We start from the raw sequence: 22731 nt of genomic DNA, 5'->3' as shown, positions 1-22731 counted from the left end.
TAAGATCGGGACCGTGACCACGCACCCCTCCTCCACCCGTGCACCACGGCGCGACGCCGCCGCGAACCGCGAGGCCCTGATGGCCGCCGCGGTGCGGCTGCTCAACGTCGACCCGGCCGTGTCGCTCGAGGCGATCGCCTCCGAGGCCGGCCTCTCGCGGCGCAGCGTCTACGGGCACTTCGCCACCCGCGACGACCTCGTCCGCGAGGTCAGCCTGCGCGGCGCCGCCCGCATCGGTGCCGCGGCGATGCCCGCCCCCTCCGACGACCCGGCCGTGCAGCTCGCCGAGCTCGGCGCCCGGCTCTGGTCCGAGGTCGAGCACGTGCGCGTCATGGCGCAGCTGACCGTGCGCGGCCCGCTGATGCGCGAGGTCGGCACGGCGCTCGCCCCGGTCAGGGCGTTCCTGCTCGAGACGGTGCGCCGCGGCGTCGCCGAGGGGCGCATGCGCGACGACGTCCGCGTCGAGACGCTGGCCCACCTCGTCGAGGGCTCCGCGCTCGCGGTGCTCGACGAGGCGACGGTGCGCGACCTCGACCGCGCCGAGGGCCACCGGCTCGTCATGCTCGCCGTGCTCGGCATGGTCGGGCTGGGCTGGCAGGAGGCGGGCGAGCTGATCCGCAGCACGCCGGCCCTGGCGCTCCCGGTCGCGACCGAGGCGGGCGACCGCGCCGGCCACGACGGGGAGGACCGCCCGTGAGGCTCGAGCTCGACCACGTCGCCGTCGGCGAGGGGCCCGGCGCCCCGCTGCCCGAGCTCACGGTCGTCGCCGACCGCGGCCGGCCCGGCTTCGTCGCCGTCGAGACGGTGGACGCCCCCGTGCTGGCCTCCCTCGTCGCGGGCGGGCGGATGGCGCCGACGCAGGGCCGGGTGACGCTCGACGGGAGCGACGACGCGGCCGCGATCCGCGCCTCCTTCGCCCTGGTCGACACCCCGTCGGTGGCCGAGCCGTTCGGGTCGCTGACCGTCGCGCAGGTCGCCCGCGAGGAGCTCGCGCTGGCCGACCTGCGCAGCGACCGCGCCTCGACGGCCCTGCTGCTCGACGAGATCGGCCTCGCCGAGCACCGCCGCACCCGCCTGCAGGCGCTGCCGACCGAGCTGCGCGTGCGCCTGCTCTGCGAGCTCGCCGTGCTGCGCGAGGGCGTGCAGGGCCTCGTGCTCACCTCGCCCGAGCGGCACGGCGGCGACGTCGCCGCGTGGCTCGCCGTCGTGCACGACCTCGTCGCCCGGGGCGTCACGGTGCTGACCGTCACCGGGTTCGCCGCGCTGGCCGCGGTCGAGGCGCTGCCGGCGCCCGACTTCTCCGGCCTCGACGAGCACGTCGGGGACGAGGTCCCCGCCGGCCCCGCTCCCGTCTCCGACCCCACCACCACCACCACCCCCGATCCCACCCCCACCCCCGACGACAGCGCGGTCGCCCCGACACGAGAGGACCCCCGACCGTGAAGATCGTCGCCGTCGTCCGAGCCGAGCTGCAGCGGCTCACCTCCACCGGCCTCGCGCGCCTCGCGCTCGTCGCCCTGATGACCGTCCCGCTGCTCTACGGCGGCCTCTACCTCTGGGCCAACCAGGACCCGTACGCGAAGCTCGACCAGGTGCCCGCCGCGCTGGTGAACGACGACCGGGGCGCCGTCGTCGACGGGACCGCCACGAACTACGGCGACCAGGTCGCCGACGAGGTCGTCGACGGCGGCGACTTCGACTGGCACGCCGTGTCGTCGGCCGAGGCCGCGGCGGGCCTGCGCGACGGGACCTACGACTTCACGTTCACCCTCCCCCGCGACTTCAGCGCCGACCTGTCGTCGGCGAGCTCCGACGACCCGCAGCGCGCCGAGATCGTGCTCGCGACCAACGACACGAACAGCTACCTGTCGACGACGATCGCCGAGCAGGCCGGCAAGACGATCCGCGCCTCGGTCGCCGAGAAGGTCGGCAAGGAGGCGGCGTCCACCCTGCTCGTCGGCCTCGCCGACATCCGCACGAGCCTCGGCAGCGCCGTCGACGGCGCCGGCCAGCTCGTCGACGGTGCCGGCTCGGCCGTCTCGGGGGCCGAGCAGCTCAGCACCGGCGCGGCCGACGCCTCCTCGGGGGCCGACCAGCTGGCGACCGGGGCGTCGAGCGCGGCGACGGGGGCACGGTCGCTCGCCGCCGGCACCTCACAGCTGAGCACCGGCGCGACGGCCCTGTCGACCGGGCTCGACCAGCTGCGCGACCAGACCGCCGGCCTGCCCGCGAGCACGCAGCAGCTCGCCGACGGCGCCGCCCGCGTGGCCGAGGGCAACGACCGGCTCGCGACCGCCGTCGGCGAGGCCGCCGCGACGAGCCAGGCGGCGGCCGACGCCGCCCCCGCGACCCAGGCCGAGATCGGGCGGCAGCTGGTCGCCTTCTTCGTCTCCCAGGGACAGACGCAGGAGGAGGCGGTCGCCTCCGCCGGCGAGGTCGCGACCTACTTCGCCCCCGTCACCGACGGCCTGGCCGACGCGAACGCGCAGGTGCAGCAGCTGAACGGGCAGGTCGGCACGCTCGCGAGCGGCGCGGACCAGGTCTCGACCGGCGCCGCCGCCCTCGCCGCGGCGACCCCGGCCCTGACGGGCGGCATCTCCGACGCGGCCGACGGGGCCTCGACGCTGGCGACGGGGGCGTCCTCGGCGGCCTCGGGCGCCTCCTCGTTGTCGACCGGCCTCGACGAGCTCGAGACGGGCTCGGCCGCATTGTCGAGCGGACTCGACACGCTCAGCACGGGCACGGTCAGCCTGCACGACGGGCTCGTGTCGCTCGACGACGGCGCCGTGCAGCTGCGCGACGGGCTGCAGAGCGGCCTGGGCGAGATCCCCGCGAGCACCGAGCAGAGCCGCGACGACCAGGCGTCGGCGATCAGCGACCCCGTCGACGTCGCCGACCAGCCGCTCACCAGCGCCGGCACCTACGGCGCGGGACTCGCGCCGTTCTTCATCAGCCTCGCGGCGTGGATCGGCATCTACGCGCTGTTCCTCATCGTCAAGCCGGTGTCGAAGCGGGCCATCACGGCCTCCGCCGCGCCCGCGCGGGTCGTCGTCGCGGGGTGGCTGACGCCCGCGATGCTCGGCGCCGTGCAGATGGTCGCGCTGTTCGCGATCGTGCGGGGCGCCCTCGGGTTCGAGGTCGTGCACACCTGGGGCATGATCGGGCTGATGGCCCTGGCGAGCGCGACCTTCGCCGCGATCATCATGACGCTCAACGTGCTGCTCGGCAGCGTCGGGCAGTTCCTCGGGCTGGTGCTGATGGTGGTGCAGCTCGTGACGGCCGGCGGCACGTTCCCGTGGCAGACGCTGCCCGGGCCGCTCGCCGCGCTGCACTTCGCGCTGCCGATGAGCTACGCCACCGACGGGCTGCGCCAGGTGATGTACGGCGGCAGCACGGCCACCGCCTGGGGCGACGCGGGCGTGCTCGCCTGCTGGCTGTTCGGGGCGCTGCTCGTGTCGCTCGTCGCGACCGCACGGATGACCCGGCGCCGGACGCTGCGCGACCTGCGGCCGTCGCTGATCGGCTAGGGCGCAGGAGGCGCGACCTGCGTCGTCAGCGTCGCGCCGCCTCCTCGGCCTCGATCGCCGGGCCGGCCGCGGGGTCGGCGTCGGCGAGGAACGTGCCGAGCCGCTCGACCTCGGTGGTCTCGCCGATGGCGGCGGCTCCGCGACGCAGGGCGAACAGCGACCGCAGCACGCCGCGGTTCGGCTCGTGCGACCACGGCACGGGGCCCTGGCCGCGCCAGCCGGCCCCGCGCAGGGCGTCGAGCCCGCGGTGGTAGCCGACCCGCGCGTAGGCGTAGGCCTCGAGGTCGGCGCCGCGCGCGGCGGCCTCGTCGCTGAGCAGGGCCCAGGCGAGCGACGACGTCGGGTGGGCGACGACGACCTCGGCGAGCGGGAGCGTGTCGAGGTCGGCGGTCACGGCGGGGTCGGCGGGCAGCAGGGTCTCGGGCACGCCGAGCAGGTTCTGGGAGGGCATGCGCCCATCCTCTCGCGCTCGGCCCCGCTGCGTCACTCAGGAAGCCGGGTGCCCGGGTTCCTGAGCCGTGCACGGATCAGGACCCGCGCCTCCTGCTTTCCGCGACTCAGGAGCCAGGTTCCTGAATGAAGCGAGAGAAGAGCGGGGGGGGTCAGCCGCCGATGAGGCCGCGCTGCGTGGCGGCCTCGACGGCCTCGCGCCGGCCGGAGACGCCGAGCTTGCGGTAGACGCTCCGCAGCTGCGTCTTGACGGTGTTGACCGAGACGTGCAGCTCGGCGGCGACCGACGGCAGGCTGCGCTCGGTCGCGAGGCTGCGCAGCACGACGGCCTCGCGCTCGGACAGTGAGCTGCCGATGGCGTCGGCGGGCAGGTCGCTCGCAGCCGGCAGGCCCTGCCGCAGCATGTCCGCCGCACGGGGGTCGCCGGCCTCGGCGGCCGCCTCGGCCAGCTGCTCGAGGTCCTCGCGCGGGGCGGTGAGCAGCACCGTGCGCATGCCCGTGTGGGCGAGCGCGTCGACGACGGCCGTGAAGGTGGCCAGCGCCACCGCGTCGCGGCCCAGCCGCAGCTCGGCGACCGAGCGCAGCAGCAGCAGCTGCGCCCGCACCCGCTGGTCGGGGACCCCGGCGAGCAGGGCGCCCGAGACCGTGTCGGCGGCCCGGCGGGCGTCGGCGCGCAGCAGGTGCGCCGCCCCGCGCCGCAGCACGACCGCAGGGTCGCCGGCGGGCAGGTGCTCGAGCTCGGCCTCGGCCCGGCTGACGCGCCCCACCGCGAGCAGCAGCCGCACCCGGGTCATCGCGAGCACCACGGCCGTCGCCCCCGTGACGGGCGAGCGGAGGGTCCAGCGGGCGGCCTGCGCGTCGAGGTCGACGAGGTAGCCGGCGGCCGCGGTCTGGCCGAGCGAGATCATCGCGGAGGCGCGCAGGGCGAGCACGATCGGCCAGTGCTCCGACGAGCCGAGGCCCAGCAAGGGCTCGACGTCGGGCACGAGCCCGAGGGCCTCGTGCGGTCGGAAGTCCTCGAGGGCGAGCACGGCGCGGGCGAGCCCCGCGGGCCCCGTGCGGTCGTCGCCGACCTGCGCGAGCAGCGCGCGGCCGGTCGAGACCTCGCCGATGAGCAGGTGCACGAACGAGCTGGCCGCGAGGGACGACGCCTGCTGGGCGGCGTCCTCCGGGCCCGAGGCCGCGTCGAACGCCTGGCCGAACGAGCGCAGGGCGGTCTCGGGCGAGCCGTCGAGCAGCGCGGTCACGCCGAGCTGCTGGTGCACGAAGGAGGCGACGGGCGCCATCGCGTCCCGCTCGGCCGGCGAGAGGGTCGCCATCACCTCGTCGGCGAGCACGGCGGCCTCGCGGGCGCGGGGGACGTCGCCGAGCATGCGCCGCGCCTGCGACTCGAGGGCGAGCAGGAACGCCTGGTCCGGCGGCGGGACCGACCCGACCCGCGCCTCGACGGCGGACACGGTCGCCTGCAGCGCCTGGGCGACGCGGGCGTGGTGCATGCTCACCGCCGAGAACGCGATGGCGGTCATGGCGAGCACGACGGGGTGGCGGGCGGTGCGCCGCGCGGGCAGGGCGCCGAGCACCTCGACCAGCTCGGTCGGGTGCCGCAGCACGAACGACGGCCACGAGCGCTGCAGCACCCGCGACAGCAGCGGCATGTCGAGCAGGGCCGCCGCGGCCCGGGCCGCGATCATCGGCCTGTCGTCGTCGAGGGCCCACTCGACCGCCTCCTGCAGCAGGCCCCGCGCGTCGTCGGGCCGGCGGGCGTCGAGCTCGCTGCGGAGCGCCCCGCGCACGGCGTCGTACCAGGCGAACTCGCCGTGCACGCCCGTGCTCTGGGTGCGCCAGGCGCCGAGCCCCTGCTCGGCCGCCCCGTCGAGCAGCTCGGTCGCGGCGGCGGCGTCGGGCAGGCCGGTGAGGCGCACGGCGAGCGGGATCGGCAGCGAGCCGACGACGGAGGTGCGCAGCAGCAGCTCGGTGACGGCCCCGTCGTGCAGCTGGCGGGCCACCGAGGCCCGGACGTGGTCGAGGGCGCACTCGCCCAGCGCCTCCTCGAACGACCGGCCGCCCCGGTCGACGAGCAGGGTGCGGTCGGCCTCGACGAGCGCGGCGACCGCCCGGGCCGACGCGACGACGGCCCCGGCGTGCCCGCCGACGGCGGCGTCGAGCACCGCGGTGCGCGAGGCGTCGACCGGGCGCCGCAGCACGCCGGTGACGATGACGGCCGCCTCCTGGGGCGACAGCGCGAGCGCGTCCGGACCGACGACGACGGTGTCGAGGGCCGCCGCGACGTCGCCCCGCTCGAGCCAGCTGCGCGACCGGCCGGCCGCGACGAGCCGCACCCGGCCGCCCGAGGCGAGCACCGCCTCCAGGTCGGCCCGCGCCGCGTCGTCGTCGAGGTGGTCGAGGTCGTCGAGCACCAGCACGAGGGGCCGGTCGAGGGCGGCCGCCGCCTGCACGAGCGCCCACCGGGCGGGCGCCGTGACGAGGTCGTCGCCGAGGAGGCGCGCGAGGCTCGTCGAGGACCGTCCCGAGCTGCGCAGGGCGTGCCCCACGGCCGCCCAGAGGAGGTGCCGCTGGTCGCCGCCGGCGCCGTCGCCGTCCCCGCCCCCGGCCCCCGCCGGCCGGTCGAGCACGTCCGCCAGCCCGAGCCAGAGCACGCGCTCGTCGTCGTGGCGGTGCCGGCGCACCCAGTCGGCCAGCAGCACGCTCTTGCCGCTGCCGGCCGGCCCGCGCAGCACGACGACGGGCGACCCCGTCGCCTCGTCGAGCACGCGCAGCAGACGGGGACGGCTGACCGTCGCGGCCGGCAGTCGCGGCACGCCGGTCAGCAGACCGGCACGGTGGCCCGTGCCGTGCTGACGAGGCGCGTCGCCCGGGGCGGTCACGCGGCGAAGCGCTCCACGCGCAGCACGCAGCTGAGGTCGGGGGCGTCGACGGCGACCTGCGCCTGCCAGTCGGCGGTCTCGCCCGCGCCGACCGAGTCGAGGTCGACCTGGGTGAGGCCGAGGGTGGCCTGGTCGCCGTCGAGCAGCGAGACGTAGATGCGGTAGTGCTGGGCCGCGTCCGTCGGGTTCGCGGCGGTGCCGGTGACGTTCCAGGCGCCTCCGTCCTGCTCGCACGCGGTCTGCTGCACGTCCTGCAGGGCGCCGACGAAGTCGGGGGCCGTGCCCGGGTCGTCGGTGATGTCGGTGACGGCGGGCGCGGCGGCCGCGCTCGTCGTCGTGGGCGTCGGGCTGGCGTCGCCGTCGCCGTCGCCCCCGCCGGTGCAGCCGGCCAGGGTCGTCACCAGGGCCGCCGTGCCGAGCAGGGCGAGGGAGGAGCGGAGGAGGGAGGGTCGGGTGGTCATGAGTGTCCTCTCGTTCGGGCGGCGTGCCGGGGGTTGTCCCGGCGGCGGCCGGTGAGGGCCAGGCCGAGCCCGGCCACCAGCAGCACCAGGGCGAGGAGCGCCGACGTGGCCGCCTCGTCGCCGGTGAAGGCGAGCATCGGGTCGTGGGTGGTCACGACGACGGTGTCGTCGTCGCGGGTCGGGGTGGTCCCGGGCGGGACCGTCCCGTCGGGGTCGGTGCCCGTGCCGATCGCGGTCGCCGTGTTCGCCACCTCGCCGGCCGCCACGTCGGCTGCCGTCACGGTGTACGAGGCGGTGGCGGTGACGGACTCGCCGGGTGCGAGCACGCCCTCGGGGCCGGGCCACTCCCCGTACCGTACGTCGCCGAGGCCGGGCATCTCGTCCTCCACGCCGACGCCGGTCATGGTCACCGTGCCGGTGTTGACGACGACGAACGCGTAGTCGAGCCGCTCGCCGACGCGGCCGGTGCTGCCCGGCGCGTAGGCCACGGTCTTGGTGAGCTCGAGGGCCGCCCGCGGCACCACCGTGACGACGGCGGTGTCCTGGTCGGCGCGCTGGGCGCCTCCCGGGGTCGTGCCGACGACCGAGGCGGTGTTGCGCACCAGCCCGGCGTCGACGTCGGCCTGGGTGAGCACGTAGTCGGCCGTCGCGGTGACGCCCTGCTGCGGGGCGAGCACGCCCGGGGCGCCGGGCCAGGCGCCGAAGACGACCTGGCCGAGGCCGGGCAGCTCGTCGGTCAGCGCGATGCCGGCCAGCGTCTCGTCGCCGGTGTTGACGACCTCGAAGCCGAAGCGGACGACCTCGCCGGCCGCTCCCTCGCCGACGAGCACGCCGGTCTTCGTCAGCGAGACGCTCGACGAGCCGGGCAGCACGACCGAGCCGTCGTCGACGTCGTCGACCTCGGCGCCGCCGGGGGCCGTGCCGGTGGCCGTGACCTCGCTGGCGACGAGGCCCGCGTCGACGTCGGCCTGGGTGAGCACGTACTCGGCGGTCGCCGTGACGCTCTGCCCGGGCTCGAGCACGCCGGGCTCGCCCGGCCAGGTGCCGAAGACGATCCGCGAGATGCCGGGCTGGCCGTCGACGAGCACGACGTCGCGCAGGGTGACGGTGCCGGTGTTCGTCACGACGTAGCCGAAGCGCACCACGTCGCCGGCCTTGCCGGTGGCGCCGTCGGCGAGCGTCTGCGTCTTCGTGACCCCGAGGGCCGCGGCGGCGGGGGCGGTGCGGACGGTCGCCTGGGCGGCCGCCGTCAGCTGCTCGCCGCCGGGCCGGGTCGAGGAGGCGGTGGCCGTGTTGGTCACCGCGCCCGCGTCGACGTCGGCCTGGGTCAGCCGCGACGTGGCGACGGCCGTGACGGCCTCGCCCGGGGCGAGCCGGCCCTCGGCGGTCGGCCAGGCGCCGAACCGCAGGGGGCTCAGGCCGGGCAGCGGGTCCGTGACCCGCACGTCGGACAGGGTGACCCTGCCCTCGTTGCGGACGGTGAGGGTCCACTCGACGAGGTCGCCGGCGACGCCCCGGCCCTGCACGGCCCCGGTCTTGACGAGGACGAGCGCGGCGTCGGCGGCGAGCGGCGTGCGGCCGTCGGCCGTGGCCGACACGTCGGCGGGGCCGCCGGGGCCGCGCACCGGGGTGCCGACCGCGGTGACGGTCGACGCGATCGCGCCGGCGTCGACGTCGGCCTGGGTCAGCACGTAGCCCGCGGTGGCGGTCACGCTCTGGCCGGGGGCCAGCGAGCCGACGGGGCCCGGCCAGGGGCCGAAGACCACGGGGCCGAGGCCGGCCTGGCCGTCGGCGAGCCGGACGCCGGTCAGCGTGACCGTGCCGGTGTTCGTGACGGTGAAGGCGAACGGCACGGTGTCGCCCGCGACGCCGGCCGTGCCCGCGGGCAGCGCCTGCGTCTTGGCGACGGCGATCCGCGGGGCGGCGGCGGCCGTGGGGACGGTCGCGGAGTCGCTCGCGACGGCCTCGGCGCCGGTGGGCGGCACGCCGGAGGCGGTGGCCCGGTTCACCACGGAGCCCGCGTCCACGTCGGCCTGCGTCACCGCGTACCGGGCCGTGGCCACGACCGTCTCGCCGGGGGCCAGCACGCCGGCCTCGCCGGGCCAGGCCTCGTACGACACGGCCGAGAGCCCGGGCAGCGGGTCGCTGACGGCGACGCCGGTCAGCGTCACCGAGCCGGTGTTGAGCACGGAGACGCGGTACTCGACCACGTCGCCGACGCGGCCCGAGCCGCCGTCCGCCCAGCGCGCCGTCTTCGCGACCGCGAGGGCCGGCGAGGCGGGCAGCACGAGCGGCGCGGAGTCCGTCGCCTCGACCGGGGTCGCGGCGGCGTCGTCGCCGGTGCCGGTGGCCCGCGCCTGGGTGGCGAGCACCCCGGCGTCGACCTCGGCCTGGGTGAGCACGTGCCGCGCCGTGTAGGTGGCGGCGGCGCCGGGGGCGAGGACGCCGGCGTAGGCGCCGGTGCCCGTCCACGAGGCGAGCGTCGGCGTCGTGAGGCCGGGCTGGGCGTCGGTCACGGCCACGTCGCGCACGGTGACGTCGCCGGTCGAGGTGACGACCCAGGTGTAGACGACCTCGTCGCCGGCCCGGCCCGTCGCGCCGGGCGCCAGGGCGACCTGCTTGACGAGGCCGAGGCGCGGGCCGTCGGCCGTGAGCGGCACGGTGGTGCGGGCGTCGGCCAGCACGGCGGCGCCCGACGGGGCGGTGCCGGAGGCGGTGGCCGCGTTGACCACGGCGCCGCGGTCGACGTCGGCCTGGACGACCGCGTAGGTCGCCGTGCCGGTGACCACCTGGCGGGGCGCGAGCACGCCCGCCGCGCCCGGCCAGGGGCCGAGCTCGACGGCGGAGACGCCGTTCAGGCGGTCGTCGACCGCGATGCCCGAGACGGTGACCGCGCCCGTGTTCGTGATGGTGAAGGCGAACGAGACGCCGTCGCCGACGCGGCCGGTGGTGCCCGAGGGCCCGGCGGTCAGCGCGCCCGTCTTCGTCAGCGCGAGCGAGGCGGCGCCGGCGAGGGGCACCTCCTGCACCTCCGAGGCCCGGACTGCCGGGCCGCTCGGCGGCGTGCCGACGACGCTGCCGCGCGAGGCGACGACGCCGCGGTCGACGTCGGCCTGCGTCAGCACGTAGCTGGCCGTGGCCGAGACCGTCTGCCCGGGGGCGAGCACCCCGGTCGCGCCGGGCCACGCGCCGTACGAGACGACGGAGGAGCGGGCCTGGTCGTCGGTCACGACGACCGACGAGAGGGTCGCGTCGCCCGTGTTCGTGACGAGGTACTCGAAGCGGACGACGTCGCCGGCCACGCCGGCGGCGCCGGGCTCGAGGGCCGCGGTCTTGACGATCGAGACGGCGGGCGAGGTCGCGGCCGTGGCGAGCGACGCACCGTCGCGCACGACGATCGGGTCGCCCCCGCCGGCCGGGCCGGCGGCGGTCAGCGTCGCGACGTTGACGAGGGCGCCGGCGTCGACGTCCGCCTGGGCGACGACCCGGTCGACGGTCGCGACGACGCGCTGGCCGGGGGCGAGCGTCCCCGGCGTGCCGGGCCAGCTCGCGGGCGTCACGACGCCGTCCGGGTTCGCGTCCGACGCAGCCATCGGGTCGGTGACCACGACGTCCGTGAGCGTGGTCGTGCCGGTGTTCGCGACCGAGATCGTGAAGCGGGCGACGTCGCCGACCCGGCCCGCGCCTCCTGCGGTCCAGGCCGCGGTCTTGACGAGCGCGGCCGAGGCCGTGCGCGAGACCTCGACGCCGGCGGTCGCGTCGGCGACGACGACCGAGCCCGAGGGCGTCGTGCCCGTCGTGCGCGCCGACGAGCTCACGCCGCCCGCGTCGACGTCGGCCTGCGTCAGCACGTAGCGCGCCGTCGCGGTGACGCTCTCGCCCGGCAGCAGCCGGTTCGTCGGGCTGGGCCAGGGGCCGAAGACCACCGGGGAGGCGCCGGTCAGGGCGTCCGTCAGGGTCACGCCCGTGAGGGTGGCCGTGCCGGTGTTCGTGACGACGTACGAGAACTCGACCGTGTCGCCGGCCACGCCGGCGGCTCCCGTCGCGAGGGCGGCGGTCTTCGAGATCCCGATCGCGGCGGCGGTGGGCGCGGTGGCGGCCGTCGCCGAGCTCGTGGCCGTGAGCGGCGAGCCGGTGGGCGGGCTCGCGACGACGCTGGCCGCGTTGACGACCGAGCCGGCGTCGGCGTCGGCCTGGGTGACCCGGTAGGTCGCCGTGCCCGTGACGGTCTGGCCGGGGGCGAGGCGCCCGGCGGTGCCGCTCGGCCACGACGCGACGACGACCGGCGAGAGGCCGACGAGGCGGTCGTCGAACACGACGCCGTCGAGGGTGACCGTGCCGGTGTTCGAGGCGGTGAAGGTGTACGTCAGCGCGTCGCCGGGCGCCGTGCCCGTGGCGGGCGCGACGGTCTTGGCGAACTCCAGCGCGGGCTGGGGCGGCACCACGACGGTCTTCTCGTCGCTGGCGGTCACCGTCTGCGCGGGCGCCGACGAGCGGCCGGAGGTCGTCGCGACGGACGACACCGAGCCGCGGTCGACGTCGGCCTGCGTCAGCACGTAGACGGCCGTCGCCCGGACGGACTCGCCCGGCGCGAGCGTGCCGGCCGTGCCGCCGGGCCAGGGGCCGGCCGTGATCGGGCCGAGGCCCGGCTGGGCGTCGGCCAGCACGACGCCGGTCAGCGTCGTGTTGCCCTGGTTGGTGACGACGAACGAGTACTCGACCCGGTCGCCGGCGCGACCGGTCGCGCCCTCGGCGAGCTGCGCCTCCTTGGCGAGGCCGACGACCGGCCCCTGGGGCGCCGCCTGCACGGTGGCCGACGCGGGCCGGCGCACGACGGTGCCGTCGGGCGCGGTCGCGAGGGCCGTGGCCGTGTTCGTGATCGCGCCGCCGGCGTCGACGTCGCTCTGGCGGATCGTGTACGAGGCGCGGCCCATGACGCGCTCGCCCGGGGCGAGCACGCCGACGGCGCCCGGCCAGCGGTCGAAGGTGACGTCGCTGAGGCCCGGCATGTCGTCGACGATGTCGAGCAGGCTCAGCGTGACCGTGCCGGTGTTGCGCACCTGGAACGTGTAGTCGACGCCCTGGCCCACCTGGCCGGTGGTGCCGGCGGCGAGGCGCCCTGCCTTGGTGAACGACATGGTCGAGACCTGGTCGACCGTGACGCCGGCCGTCGCGTCGGCGCGCACGGGCGTGCCGCCGGGGCCGGTGCCGGTCACGTGGGAGGCGCTGGTCACGCCCCCGGCGTCGACGTCGGCCTGGGTGAGCGTGTACGTCGTCGTCGCGGTGACGCTCTGGCCGGGCGCGAGGCGGCCGGCGGTGCCGCCGGGCCAGGCGCCGAAGACGGGAGCGGTGGCCCCGACCTGGTCGTCGGCGAGCTGGATGCCCGAGACGGTCTGGTTGCCGGGGTTGGTGACGACCCAGCTGAGCTGGACCGTGTCGCCGGCGACGCCGCGCGCGCCGGGCGCGAGCGCCTCGGTCTTCGTCAGCGCGAGGGCGGGGCGGCCCGAGGTCGTCGCGAGCGTCGCGGCGTCCGAGGCCCGGACGGTCTCGCCGCGGGCCGGCTGGGCCGAGGCGGTGGCGCGGTTCGCGACGGAGCCGGCGTCGACGTCCTGCTGCGTGACGGCGTAGGAGGCGGTGCCCGCGGCCGTCTCGCCCGGCGCGAGCACGCCCGCGGCGCCCGGCCACTGCCAGGCGATCGTGCCGAGGCCCGGCAGGGCGTCGGCCACGTCGACGCCCGAGAGCGTCACGGCGCCGGTGTTGACGACGGTGAACGAGTAGACGGCGGCGTCGCCCACGGCGCCGGAGCCGCCGTCGGCGTACGCGACGGACTTGTCGAGCGACACGGCCGCGGCCGCGGTGAGCGGCGTCGACGCGGAGGCCCGCCCGGCGACGGGGTCGCCCTGCGGCGGGGTGCCCGACGCGGTGACGGGCGACGACAGCACGCCGGCGTCGACGTCGGCCTGGGTCAGCACGTAGCGGGCGGTCGCCGAGACCGACTGGCCGGGCGCGAGCACGCCGTCCGTCGACGGCCAGCGGCCGACGACGAGGTCGGACAGGCCCGGCTGGGCGTCGGACAGCGAGACGCCGGTCAGCGTCGCCGTGCCCGTGTTCGTCACGGTGAACGAGTAGGTGACGACGTCGCCGGCGACGCCGGCCGAGCCGGCGGGCAGGGACTGCGTCTTCGCGACCGCGATCGCGGGCGTCGTCGGGGCGAGCGCGACCGTGGCCACGCCCGTGCCGGTGACCGGCTCGCCCGACGGCGGGGTCGCCGTCGCGAGGGCCTGGTTCACGACCGAGCCGGCGTCGACGTCGCCCTGGGTGACCGTGTACGACGCGGTGGCGCGGACCTGCTCGCCCGGGCCGACCTGGCCCACCGGGCCGGGCCACTCGCCGAAGCGGACGTCGCCGACGCCGGCGAGGGCGTCGCGCACCGTCAGCAGGTTCAGGGTCACGTTGCCGCGGTTGACGACGACGAACTCGTAGTCGATGCGGTCGCCGACCACGCCGCGCGCGCCGTCGGCGAGCGCGCCGGTCTTCGTGACAGCGACGTCGGGCCGCTCGGCGACCTCGGTGCGCGCGTCGGCGGTGCCCGCGACGCGGGCGCCGCTCGGCGGGGTGCCGCGCGTGGTGGCGGTGCTCGACACGCCGCCCGCGTCGACCTCGGCCTGGCTGAGCACGTGGGTCGCGGTCGCGGTGACCGACTGGCCGGGGGCGAGGGTGCCCGCGGCGCCGCCCGGCCAGGGGCCGAACACGGCGTCGGTGATGCGCGCCTGGCCGTCGCGCACGGTGACGCCGGTCAGCGTGACGCCGCCGGTGTTCGTGACGACGTACGAGTACCGCACGGTGTCGCCGGCCACGCCGGCGGCGTCGGGCGCGAGCGCCTGCGTCTTCTCGATGCGGATCGAGGGCGCGGCCGAGGTGGTGACCACGCTCGCCGAGGCACGGGCGGTCGGGGCGTCGCCCGAGTCCGCGGGCGGCGTGCCCGACACGGTGGCCGTGTTGACGGCCGAGCCCGAGTCGACGTCGGCCTGCGTGACGACGCGGTCGGTGGTCGCCGTGACGGCCTCGCCGGGCAGCAGCGTGCCCTCGGCCGTCGGCCAGGTGCCGTACTGCAGCGGGGTCGCGTCGGCCAGGGCCTCGACGATCGCGACGCCCGTCAGGGTCGTCGTGCCGGTGTTGCGGGCCGTGATGACGTAGCGCAGCGTGTCGCCGAGCTGCGCCGACTCGACGGCCGAGCCGTCGGTCGCGGTGGCGCGCTTGTCGAGCACGAGCGCGTTCTCGCGGACGCTCGCGACCGAGCCGTCGGCGTCGTCCGAGACGGTGGCGCCCTGGGCACCGGGCGCCGTGCCCGAGACGGTGGCCGAGGAGGCGATGCCCCCGTCGTCGACGTCGGCCTGCGTCAGGCGGTAGGTCGCGGTCGCGGTGACGGATTGCCCGGGCGCGAGGGTGCGCTCGGCGCCCGGCCACGGGCCGAACGCGATCGCCGAGAGACCCGGCTGGCCGTCGGCGAGCGCCACGTCGCGGAGCGTCGTGTCGCCGGTGTTGGTGACCGTGTACGAGAACCGGACCTCGTCCCCGGCGACGCCGCGGGCGCCTCCTTCGAGCAGTTCCTGCTTGTCGAGCGTGATCGACGGCGCCTGGGCGGCCGTCGCGAGCGTGAACGAGCGGGTCGACGTGATCGCGTCGCCGGCGGGCGGGTTCGCGATGGCCGTCGCCGTGTTCTCGACGAGGCCGCGGTCGACGTCGGCCTGGGTCACCTGGTACGAGGTGGTGCCCCGGGCCGCGCTGCCGGGCGCGAGCGAACGGCCCTCGCCGAGGCCCGTGTACGTGATGGCGCCGATGCCGGGCAGCGGGTCGCTGACCTCGATCAGGTAGAGGGTCACGTTGCCGGTGTTGACGATGTCGAAGGCGTAGTCGACGCGGTCGCCGAGGCGACCGGCCGCGCCGCCGGCGAAGGCGCCGGTCTTCTCGAACGAGTAGCCGGGCGCGGCGGCGACGAGCAGGCTGCGCACGTCGCTCGCCTCGACGCGGTCGCCCGCGGCGTCGACCGAGCGTGCCGTCACGGAGGCGGTGCTCCGGACGCGGCCGGCGTCGACGTCGGCCTGGGTCAGCACGTACGACGCGGCGAAGGTCACGGTCTCGCCGGGGGCGATGCGGCTCTCGCTCGTCCAGGTGCCCCCGTCGGCGAGGCCGATCGTGCCGAGGCGGGCCTGGTCGTCGGTCACGACGACGTCGGTGAGCGTCGAGGCGCCGGTGTTCGTCACGGCGAAGGTGAGCGACACGCGGTCGCCGGCACGGTGCACGGCGGCGCCGGGGTCGGCGAACACCTCGGTCTTGACCAGGCCGATCTGCGCGTCGGCGTCGAGCTGGATCGACGCGCTCGCGGCGGCGGTCGGGGTCGTGCCGTCGGGGGCGGACGCGGAGGCGGTGGCCCGGTTGACGAGGAGGCCGTCGTTCGCGTCGACGTCGGCCTGGGTCACCACGTGACGGCCGGTGCCCTTGACGGACTCCCCCGGCAGCAGGGTGCCGGCGGCGGCGGGCCACGGCCCGAGCTGCACGGTCACGCCGGCCATGTCGTCGGCCACGCCCACGCCGGTGAGCGTCGTGTTGCCCCGGTTGGTCACGAGGAACGAGTACACGACCGTCTCGCCGACGTCGGTCTGCTGGCCGTTGGTCGTCGAGGCGTCGAACGCGGCCGTCTTGGCCAGCGCGAGCGCGGGCGCCCGGGTGACGGGCGCCTCCGCCGCGGCGGTCGCCTGGACGGGCCGGCCGTCGGACGCCGTGCCGGAGGCCGTCGCCGCCGAGCCGATGCGGCCCGCGTCGACGTCGGCCTGGGTCAGGCGGTAGGCGCCCGTCGCCGTGGCGCTCTCGCCCGGGCGCAGCGTCACGGTCGTCGAGGTGCCCGAGCCCCAGGTCACCGCCGAGAGGCGGGCCTGCTCGTCGAGGATCGAGATGCCCGAGACGGTCACGTTGCCGGTGTTGGTGACGACGTAGGTGAAGACCGCGCCGTCGTTGGCCGTCGTGGGGCCCGAGGCCGGCGGCGTGACGGTCTCGGTCTTGGTCAGCTCGAGGCGGGGGGCGCTCGTGGCCGTGGCCACGGTCGCGGCCGCGGTGGCCGTGACGGTCTGGCTGCCGGGCGCGGGCGCGGTCGCCGTGGCGCGCGCCGTGTTGACGACGCTGCCCGCGTCGACGTCGGCCTGGGTCAGCACGGACTGCGCCGTGGCGGTGGCCCGGGCCCCGGGGGCGAGGGCCCCGGGCTCGCCGGGCCAGGTGACGACGGGCGTCGTGATGCCGGGCAGGGCGTCGGTGATCGCCGCGCCGGACAGCGTCACCGTGCCGGTGTTCTCGAGCACGAAGCGCCACTCGACCGTGTCGCCGACCGCACCGGCGCCTCCTGCGGCCACCGCCCCGGTCTTCGTCAGCTGGACGCCCGGCGCCTGCCGGGTCGTGACCTGTCCGTCGGCGTCGGCCCGCACGACGGCGCCGCGCGGCGACGTGCCCACGGCCGTGGCCCGCGAGCCGACCTGGCCGGCGTCGACGTCGGCCTGCACCAGGGTGAAGCTCGAGCTCGCCGTCACCGACTGGCCGGGGGCCAGGGTGCCGGCGGTGCCGCCCGGCCAGGCGCCGTAGACGACGGCCGTGGCGCGGGGCTGCTGGTCGCTGACCGAGACGCCCGTGAGGGTGGTCGTGCCCGTGTTGGTGATGACGTACCCGAGGTCGACGGTGTCGCCCACGTCGCCGGCGGCCGTGCCGCGCAGCGTCTCGGTCTTGGTCAGGCCGATGGCCTGGGTGCCCACGGCCGTGCGCACCGTCTCGGCGTCGGAGGCCGTCGCGGCCGTGCCGGACGGGCCGGTCGAGGAGGCGGTGGCCCTGTTCGCGACGCTGCCCGCGTCGACGTCGGCCTGGGTCAGCACGTAGGTCGCCGTGGCGCGCACGGTCTGGCCGGGGGCGAGCTGGCCGCTCACCGCGCCGGGCCAGGTGCCGTACGAGATGGCCGAGAGGCCGGGCAGGCGGTCCTCGACGGTGACGCCCGAGACGGTCTGAGAGCCCGTGTTCGTCACGTCGAAGCGGTAGGTGACGCGGCTGCCGACGGAGCCCGAGCCGGCCACGACGGCCGTCTTGTCGAGCGCGATCGCCGGGGCGGAGGCGATCGGCTGCACGGCCGTCGCCTCGGCCGACGTCTGCACGCCCTGCGGCGTCGTGCCCCGGACGGTCGCCCGGTTGGCGACGCTGCCGGCGTCGGCGTCGGCCTGCGTCACGACGTAGCGGGCCGTCGCGGTGACGGTCTCGCCGGGGGCGAGGCGACCGGCGGCTCCGGGCCAGGTGTAGCTGAGGGCGCCGAGGCCGGCCAGCGGGTCGGTGACGGCGACGCCGGTCAGCGTCACGGTGCCGCGGTTGGTCGCCGAGAAGCGGTACTCGAGGGCGTCGCCGGCGCGGCCGGCCGAGCCGCCCGCGACGGGCGCGACCTGCTTGGTCAGCGCGAGGGCGGGCGACGAGGTGATCGGCACCGTCGCGGCGCCGGAGGCGGTGGTCGCCTGGCCCCCCGGCGCGGTGCCGCGGGCCGTCGCCGTGTTGACGACCGAGCCGGCGTCGACGTCGGCCTGCGTCAGGGCGGCCGAGGCGCGGGCGACGAGGGTCTGGCCCGGTGCGAGCTGGCCGGGGGTGCCCGGCCAGGTCAGCACGGGGTCGCTGAGGCCCGCGAGCGAGTCGCTGAGGGTCACGGAGCCGACCGTGACCGTGCCGGTGTTCGTCACGCGGATGGTGAAGTCGGCGACGTCGCCGGCGGCGCCGGTCGAGCCGGCGCGCAGGGCGCCGCTCTTCGCGACGGCGAGCCCGGCGGTCTGCGGCACGGCGGTGGTGGCCGTCGCGCCCTGCGTCACGAGCGCGTTCTGGGGCGTCCGGCCGGAGGCGGTGGCCGTGTTCACGACGCTGCCCCGGTCGGCGTCCGCCTGCGTCAGGCGGTAGGTGGCCGTGGCGGTGACCGCCTGGCCGGGCGCGAGGGTGCCGGCGGTGCCGCTGGCCCAGCTGCCGTACGAGACGGCCGAGAGACCGGCCAGCGGGTCGGACACGGCGACGCCGCGCAGCGTCACGGCGCCGGTGTTGACGACGCGGAACGAGTAGGTGACGACGTCGCCGGCGGCGCCCGTCGCGCCTGCCGCGAGCGTGCCGGTCTTCGTCACGCCGAGCGAGCCGGGCGCGCTGATCGGGGCCGTGGCGGAGCCCTGACCCTGGACGGTGCCGAGCGCCGGGGTCCGGCCGGAGGCGGTGGCCGTGTTCACGACACTGCCCGCGTCGACGTCCGCCTGCGTCACCGCGTAGGTCGCGGTGGCCGTGACGCGCTGGCCCGGGGCGAGGGTGCCCGCGGTGCCGCTCGGCCACGTGCCGTACGCCGGGGCCGAGAGGCCGGGCAGCGGGTCGGCGACCGACACCGAGGTGAGGGTCTGGTTGCCCGTGTTCGTCGCGGTGAACGTGTAGGTGAGCACGTCGCCCGCGCGGGCCGCGGTGCCCGCGACCGACTTGGTCAGCGCGACCGCGGGAGCCGGGGCGACGGTGACGAGGGCGGACCCGCTGGCGCGCACCGCGCCTCCTGTGGGCGGGGTGCCGGAGGCGGTGGCCGTGTTCGCCACGCTGCCCCGGTCGACGTCGGCCTGGGTCAGCGCGTAGCGCGCGGTCGCCGTGACCTGCTGGCCCGGTGCGAGCGTGCCGGAGGTGCCGCTCGGCCAGGTGCCGTAGGCGACGGCCGAGAGCCCGGGCAGCGGGTCGGTCAGGGCGACGCCGGTGAGGCTGACGTTGCCCGAGTTGCGCACGGTGAACGAGTAGTCGACGCGGTCGCCGGCCCGGCCCTGGGCGCCGGAGGCGAGCACGCCCGACTTCGCGACGGAGAGCGCGGGCGACGAGGCCACGGGCACGGTCGCCGCGGCGTTCGAGCTGGCGCGCTGGCCGTTCGCCGGGGTGCCGGTCGCCGTCGCCGTGTTGACGACCGAGCCGGCGTCGACGTCGGCCTGGGTGAGCGCGTAGCTGGCGGTCGCGGTGACCTGCTGGCCGGGCGCGAGGCGTCCGGAGGTGCCCGACGGCCAGGTGCCGAAGGTGACGCGGTCGGCGACCAGCGGGTCAGTGATCGTCACGGCGTCGAGCGTCGAGGCGCCGGTGTTCCGCACGGTGAACGACCAGGTGACGACGTCGCCGACCCGGCCGGTGGCGCCCTGGGCGAGCGCGCCCGACTTCGTCAGCGAGACGTTGCTCGCGGCGGCCACGTCGACCGTGCCGGTCGCCGTCTGCCGCACGGCGGGGCCGGACGGCGGGGTGCCCTGCACCGAGGCGGTGTTCTGCACGCGGGCCGCGTCGACGTCGGCCTGGGTCAGCGTGTACGGCGCCGTCGCGGTGACGCGCTGGCCGGGGGCGAGGGTGCCGGTGGTGCCGTTCGGCCAGGTGCCGTACGTGATCGGGCCGACGCCGGCGACGTCGTCGGTGATCGTGACGCCGCGAAGCGTCACGGCGCCGGTGTTGGCGGCGGTGAAGGTCCAGGTGACGACGTCGCCGGCCCGGCCGGTCGCGCCGGCGGCGAGCGCGCCGGTCTTCGTCAGCGAGAGGGACGAGCCGGTCGACAGCGGCAGCGTGGCGGTGCCGGCCGACGACACGGACGCGCCGCTCGGGGGCGTGCCGGTGCCGCTGGCGCGGTTCACGACGGAGCCGGCGTCGACGTCGCTCTGCGTGACCGTGTAGGTGGCCGTCACGGTCACCTGGTCGCCGGGGCGCAGGGTGCCGGCGGTGCCGCTCGGCCAGGTGCCGTAGCGGAAGGCCGAGAGGCCGGCCAGCGGGTCGGAGGCGGCGACGCCGGTGAGGGTCTGGTTGCCGGTGTTCGACAGCGTGACCGTGTAGGTCACGACGTCGCCCGCGACGCCGGCGGCGCCCGCGGGCAGGGCCGCGCGCTTCGTCGTCGCGAGGGCGGGCGCGGCCGCGACGGCGACCGTGGTCGAGGCGGTGTTCGACGTGACGGCGGCGCCGCTCGGCGACGAGCCGCGGGCGGTGGCGGTGTTCGGCACGGTGCCGCGGTCGACGTCGGCCTGGGTGAGCGTGTACGTGGCGGTCGCGGTGACCTGCTGCCCGGGGGCGAGGCGGCCGGCGGTGCCGCTCGGCCAGGTGCCGTACGAGATCGCGCTGACGCCGGCCACGGCGTCGGTGATCGTCGCGCCGGTGATCGTCTGGTTGCCGCTGTTGCGCAGCACGAACGAGAAGCCGACGACGTCGCCGGCCCGTCCGGTGCTGCCGGCGGGCAGGGCGCCCGTCTTGGTGAGCGCGAGGGCGGGGTTCGCCGGCACGGCGGTGCGGGCGGTCGCGGAGGCGGTGGGCTGGGGGCCGCCGTCGGCGTCGGTGCCGACGACCTGGGCCGTGTTCGAGATCGAGGCGGCGTCGATGACCGCCTGCGTGAGGGCGAAGGTGGCGGTGGCGGTGACCGACTGCCCCTCGCCGAGGGTGCCGGCGGTGCCGCTGGGCCAGGCGCCGTAGGTGAGGCCGGAGAGGCCGGGGAGGCTCGTGTCCGTGATGCTGACGCCCGTGAGGGTGCCCCCGCCGGTGTTGCGGGCGGTGAAGGTGTAGGTGACGACGTCGCCCACGGCCCCGGTCGAGCCGGAGGGGAGCGCGCCCGTCTTGGTGAGCGCGATCGCGCTGAGGTGCACGTTCGTCGTGCCGGTGCTGGTGACGCTGACCGCGCTGTTGCCGGCGGCGGTGCCGGTCGCGGTGGCCGAGCTGACCTGGTTGGCCTGCGTGGGCGGGGGGCCGGTGCAGTTGAAGGTGACGACGGCCCCGACGGCGAGGGTGCCGATCGTCCGCCGGCAGTCCGGGTTGTCCGGGTCGGTCACGACGACGTTCGTCAGGGCCACGGAGCCGGTGTTCGACACCGTGATCTGGAACCTCGTGTTCTCGGTGGCGACGCGGTACTGGTCGCCGATCGTGCCGTCGAGGCTCTTCGCGATGGTCAAGGAGGCGGTGGGCACGCTGAGCACGGCGCTGCGCAGCAGGTACGAGTCGCCGCTGGTGCCGATCTGCAGGTTGATCGAGGTGTCGCCCGCCTGCACGCCCGACAGCGTCGTCGTCGCGGCGTCGACGCTCGCGTTCGTGAAGACGGGGGTCGCCGAGGCGCCGGTCTGCGTGTAGCGCGTCGAGCCGTCGGCCCGGCTGATGCCGATGTTGTTCAGGTCGCCGGCGGCGTTGGGGATCTCCGCGTAGGCCCCGGCCTGGCGGTTGTAGCGCATGTAGTCGCCGGTGATGCCGCGGTCGCCCTCGAACAGCGTGTAGCCGAAGCGGGCGGCGCCGAGCGACGAGAAGCCCGAGAACGCGACGGTGAGGTCGGGGTCGGCCGAGCCCTCGCGCACGTGGCCCTCGTAGTAGATGACGCTGTGCGGCTCGGACGCGGTGTTGCCCGCGACGTAGGTGCCGTAGTCGTAGACCACGGTGAGCGACCAGCCGGCGTAGCAGCCGGCGCCGACGGGAGCCCAGATGTCGCCGGCCGAGACGGTGAGGGCGCTGCCCGTGGCCGCGCCCGCGAAGGCGGCCGTGACGTCGGCCCCCGCGCTGTAGTACAGCGCCGTGCCGGGCGCCGTCGTGGCCGTGTCCTCGAGCACGCCCGAGGCCGGGACGCTGCGAACGGCGGCCGAGCCGACCTTGAGCTTCGCCGCCTGCGTGCGGTACCCCGCCGAGCTGTCGGGGCGGGTGGCGTAGGGGGTCTGCCCGCTGACGACCTGGTTCTGCGCCAGGCCGCCGCAGCGGAACGCGTCGGTGCCGGTGCGGCCCGCGAAGACGCCGGTGTTGGCGCTCCAGCTGAGGAACGCCTTCGCCACGGTGGCGCCCGAGGGGATGGTGACGGTCGCCGAGCTCGAGTTCGTGGTGAAGCCCGAGACCGTGTTCGAGGCCTGCATCGAGAAGTAGTCGTTGACGTTGTTCGTGACCGTGGTCGTGCCGGCGTGCAGGTTCGCGCAGGTGCCGGCGTTCGCGACGACGGCGGCGCCGCAGGCGAGCACGCCGTTGCCGACCTGGAGGAAGTCGCCGTTCACGGTGTCCTGCCACGAGGGGGCGGTGCCCCCGGCTGTACCCCACTGCACGACGGCGGCCTCGGCGCGCTCGGCCGGGTCGACGAGCGACAGGCCCGTGACGGGCACGACGACGGCGAGCAGCACGGCGACGGCGCGCAGGGGCAGCGGCCAGGCGCTCCCGCCCGCGCGGTGGCGGGGTCGTCGGCGGGCGGAGCGGGCGCGACGCGTCGGGGCGTCGGAGAGTGCGGGCACGGCTGATCCTCAGTGTCGAGCGGACGATCGCGCACGGCGATCGACGGCCTCCCGCCCCCTGGTGATCCGGGCGGACGCCGCTGCGGGGCTGCCGTCCCAGTAGGCGGCCCGCTCCCAGTCTCGGGGG

Annotated in this window: 7 protein-coding genes; 3 read left to right on the top strand and 4 right to left on the bottom strand. The window is 76.8% G+C overall.

Translation table 11 applies throughout. From position 1 onward, the window contains the following. Positions 1-13: 13 nt before the first annotated feature. The 3 genes from FHR78_RS11990 to FHR78_RS11980 are packed head-to-tail and all read left to right on the top strand — an operon-like array spanning position 14 to position 3527. Positions 14-697 (top strand): TetR/AcrR family transcriptional regulator, encoded by a 684-nt coding sequence (locus FHR78_RS11990; RefSeq protein WP_347878172.1) that lies wholly within the window; start codon positions 14-16, stop codon positions 695-697. Next, entirely contained in the window at positions 694-1443 is a 750-nt protein-coding gene (locus FHR78_RS11985) for a hypothetical protein (protein WP_166760676.1), read from the top strand. The genes FHR78_RS11990 and FHR78_RS11985 overlap by 4 nt, the downstream gene beginning before the upstream one ends. Beyond that, positions 1440-3527: a YhgE/Pip family protein gene (locus tag FHR78_RS11980; RefSeq protein WP_166760675.1), complete on the top strand. Its 2088-nt coding sequence runs from the start codon at positions 1440-1442 to the stop codon at positions 3525-3527. Before FHR78_RS11985 ends, FHR78_RS11980 begins: the two co-directional genes overlap by 4 nt. A gap of 25 nt (positions 3528-3552) precedes the next feature. Here FHR78_RS11980 and FHR78_RS11975 read toward each other — a convergent pair whose 3' ends face one another. The 4 genes from FHR78_RS11975 to FHR78_RS15445 form a co-directional block, all read right to left on the bottom strand. Continuing rightward, the gene (locus FHR78_RS11975) at positions 3553-3978 is read right to left on the bottom strand and encodes a DUF3151 domain-containing protein (protein WP_166760674.1); all 426 of its coding nucleotides are present in this window, start codon (positions 3976-3978) and stop codon (positions 3553-3555) included. Between the two features lie 151 nt (positions 3979-4129). After that, positions 4130-6862: a LuxR C-terminal-related transcriptional regulator gene (locus FHR78_RS15685; protein ID WP_166760673.1), complete on the bottom strand. Its 2733-nt coding sequence runs from the start codon at positions 6860-6862 to the stop codon at positions 4130-4132. Further along, a complete protein-coding gene (locus FHR78_RS11965; protein ID WP_166760672.1) occupies positions 6859-7323 on the bottom strand; it encodes an FxLYD domain-containing protein in 465 nt (154 codons plus the stop codon). The genes FHR78_RS15685 and FHR78_RS11965 overlap by 4 nt, the downstream gene beginning before the upstream one ends. Continuing rightward, entirely contained in the window at positions 7320-22604 is a 15285-nt protein-coding gene (locus tag FHR78_RS15445) for a DUF7507 domain-containing protein (RefSeq protein WP_166760671.1), read from the bottom strand. Before FHR78_RS15445 ends, FHR78_RS11965 begins: the two co-directional genes overlap by 4 nt. Positions 22605-22731: the final 127 nt, after the last annotated feature.

The organism is Frigoribacterium faeni, assembly GCF_011761235.1.
In the GTDB taxonomy this organism is placed as follows: Bacteria; Actinomycetota; Actinomycetes; order Actinomycetales; family Microbacteriaceae; genus Frigoribacterium; species Frigoribacterium faeni_A.
The sequence above is the reverse complement of the archived record's forward strand: the minus strand, read 5'-3'. Positions and strand labels throughout refer to the sequence as shown.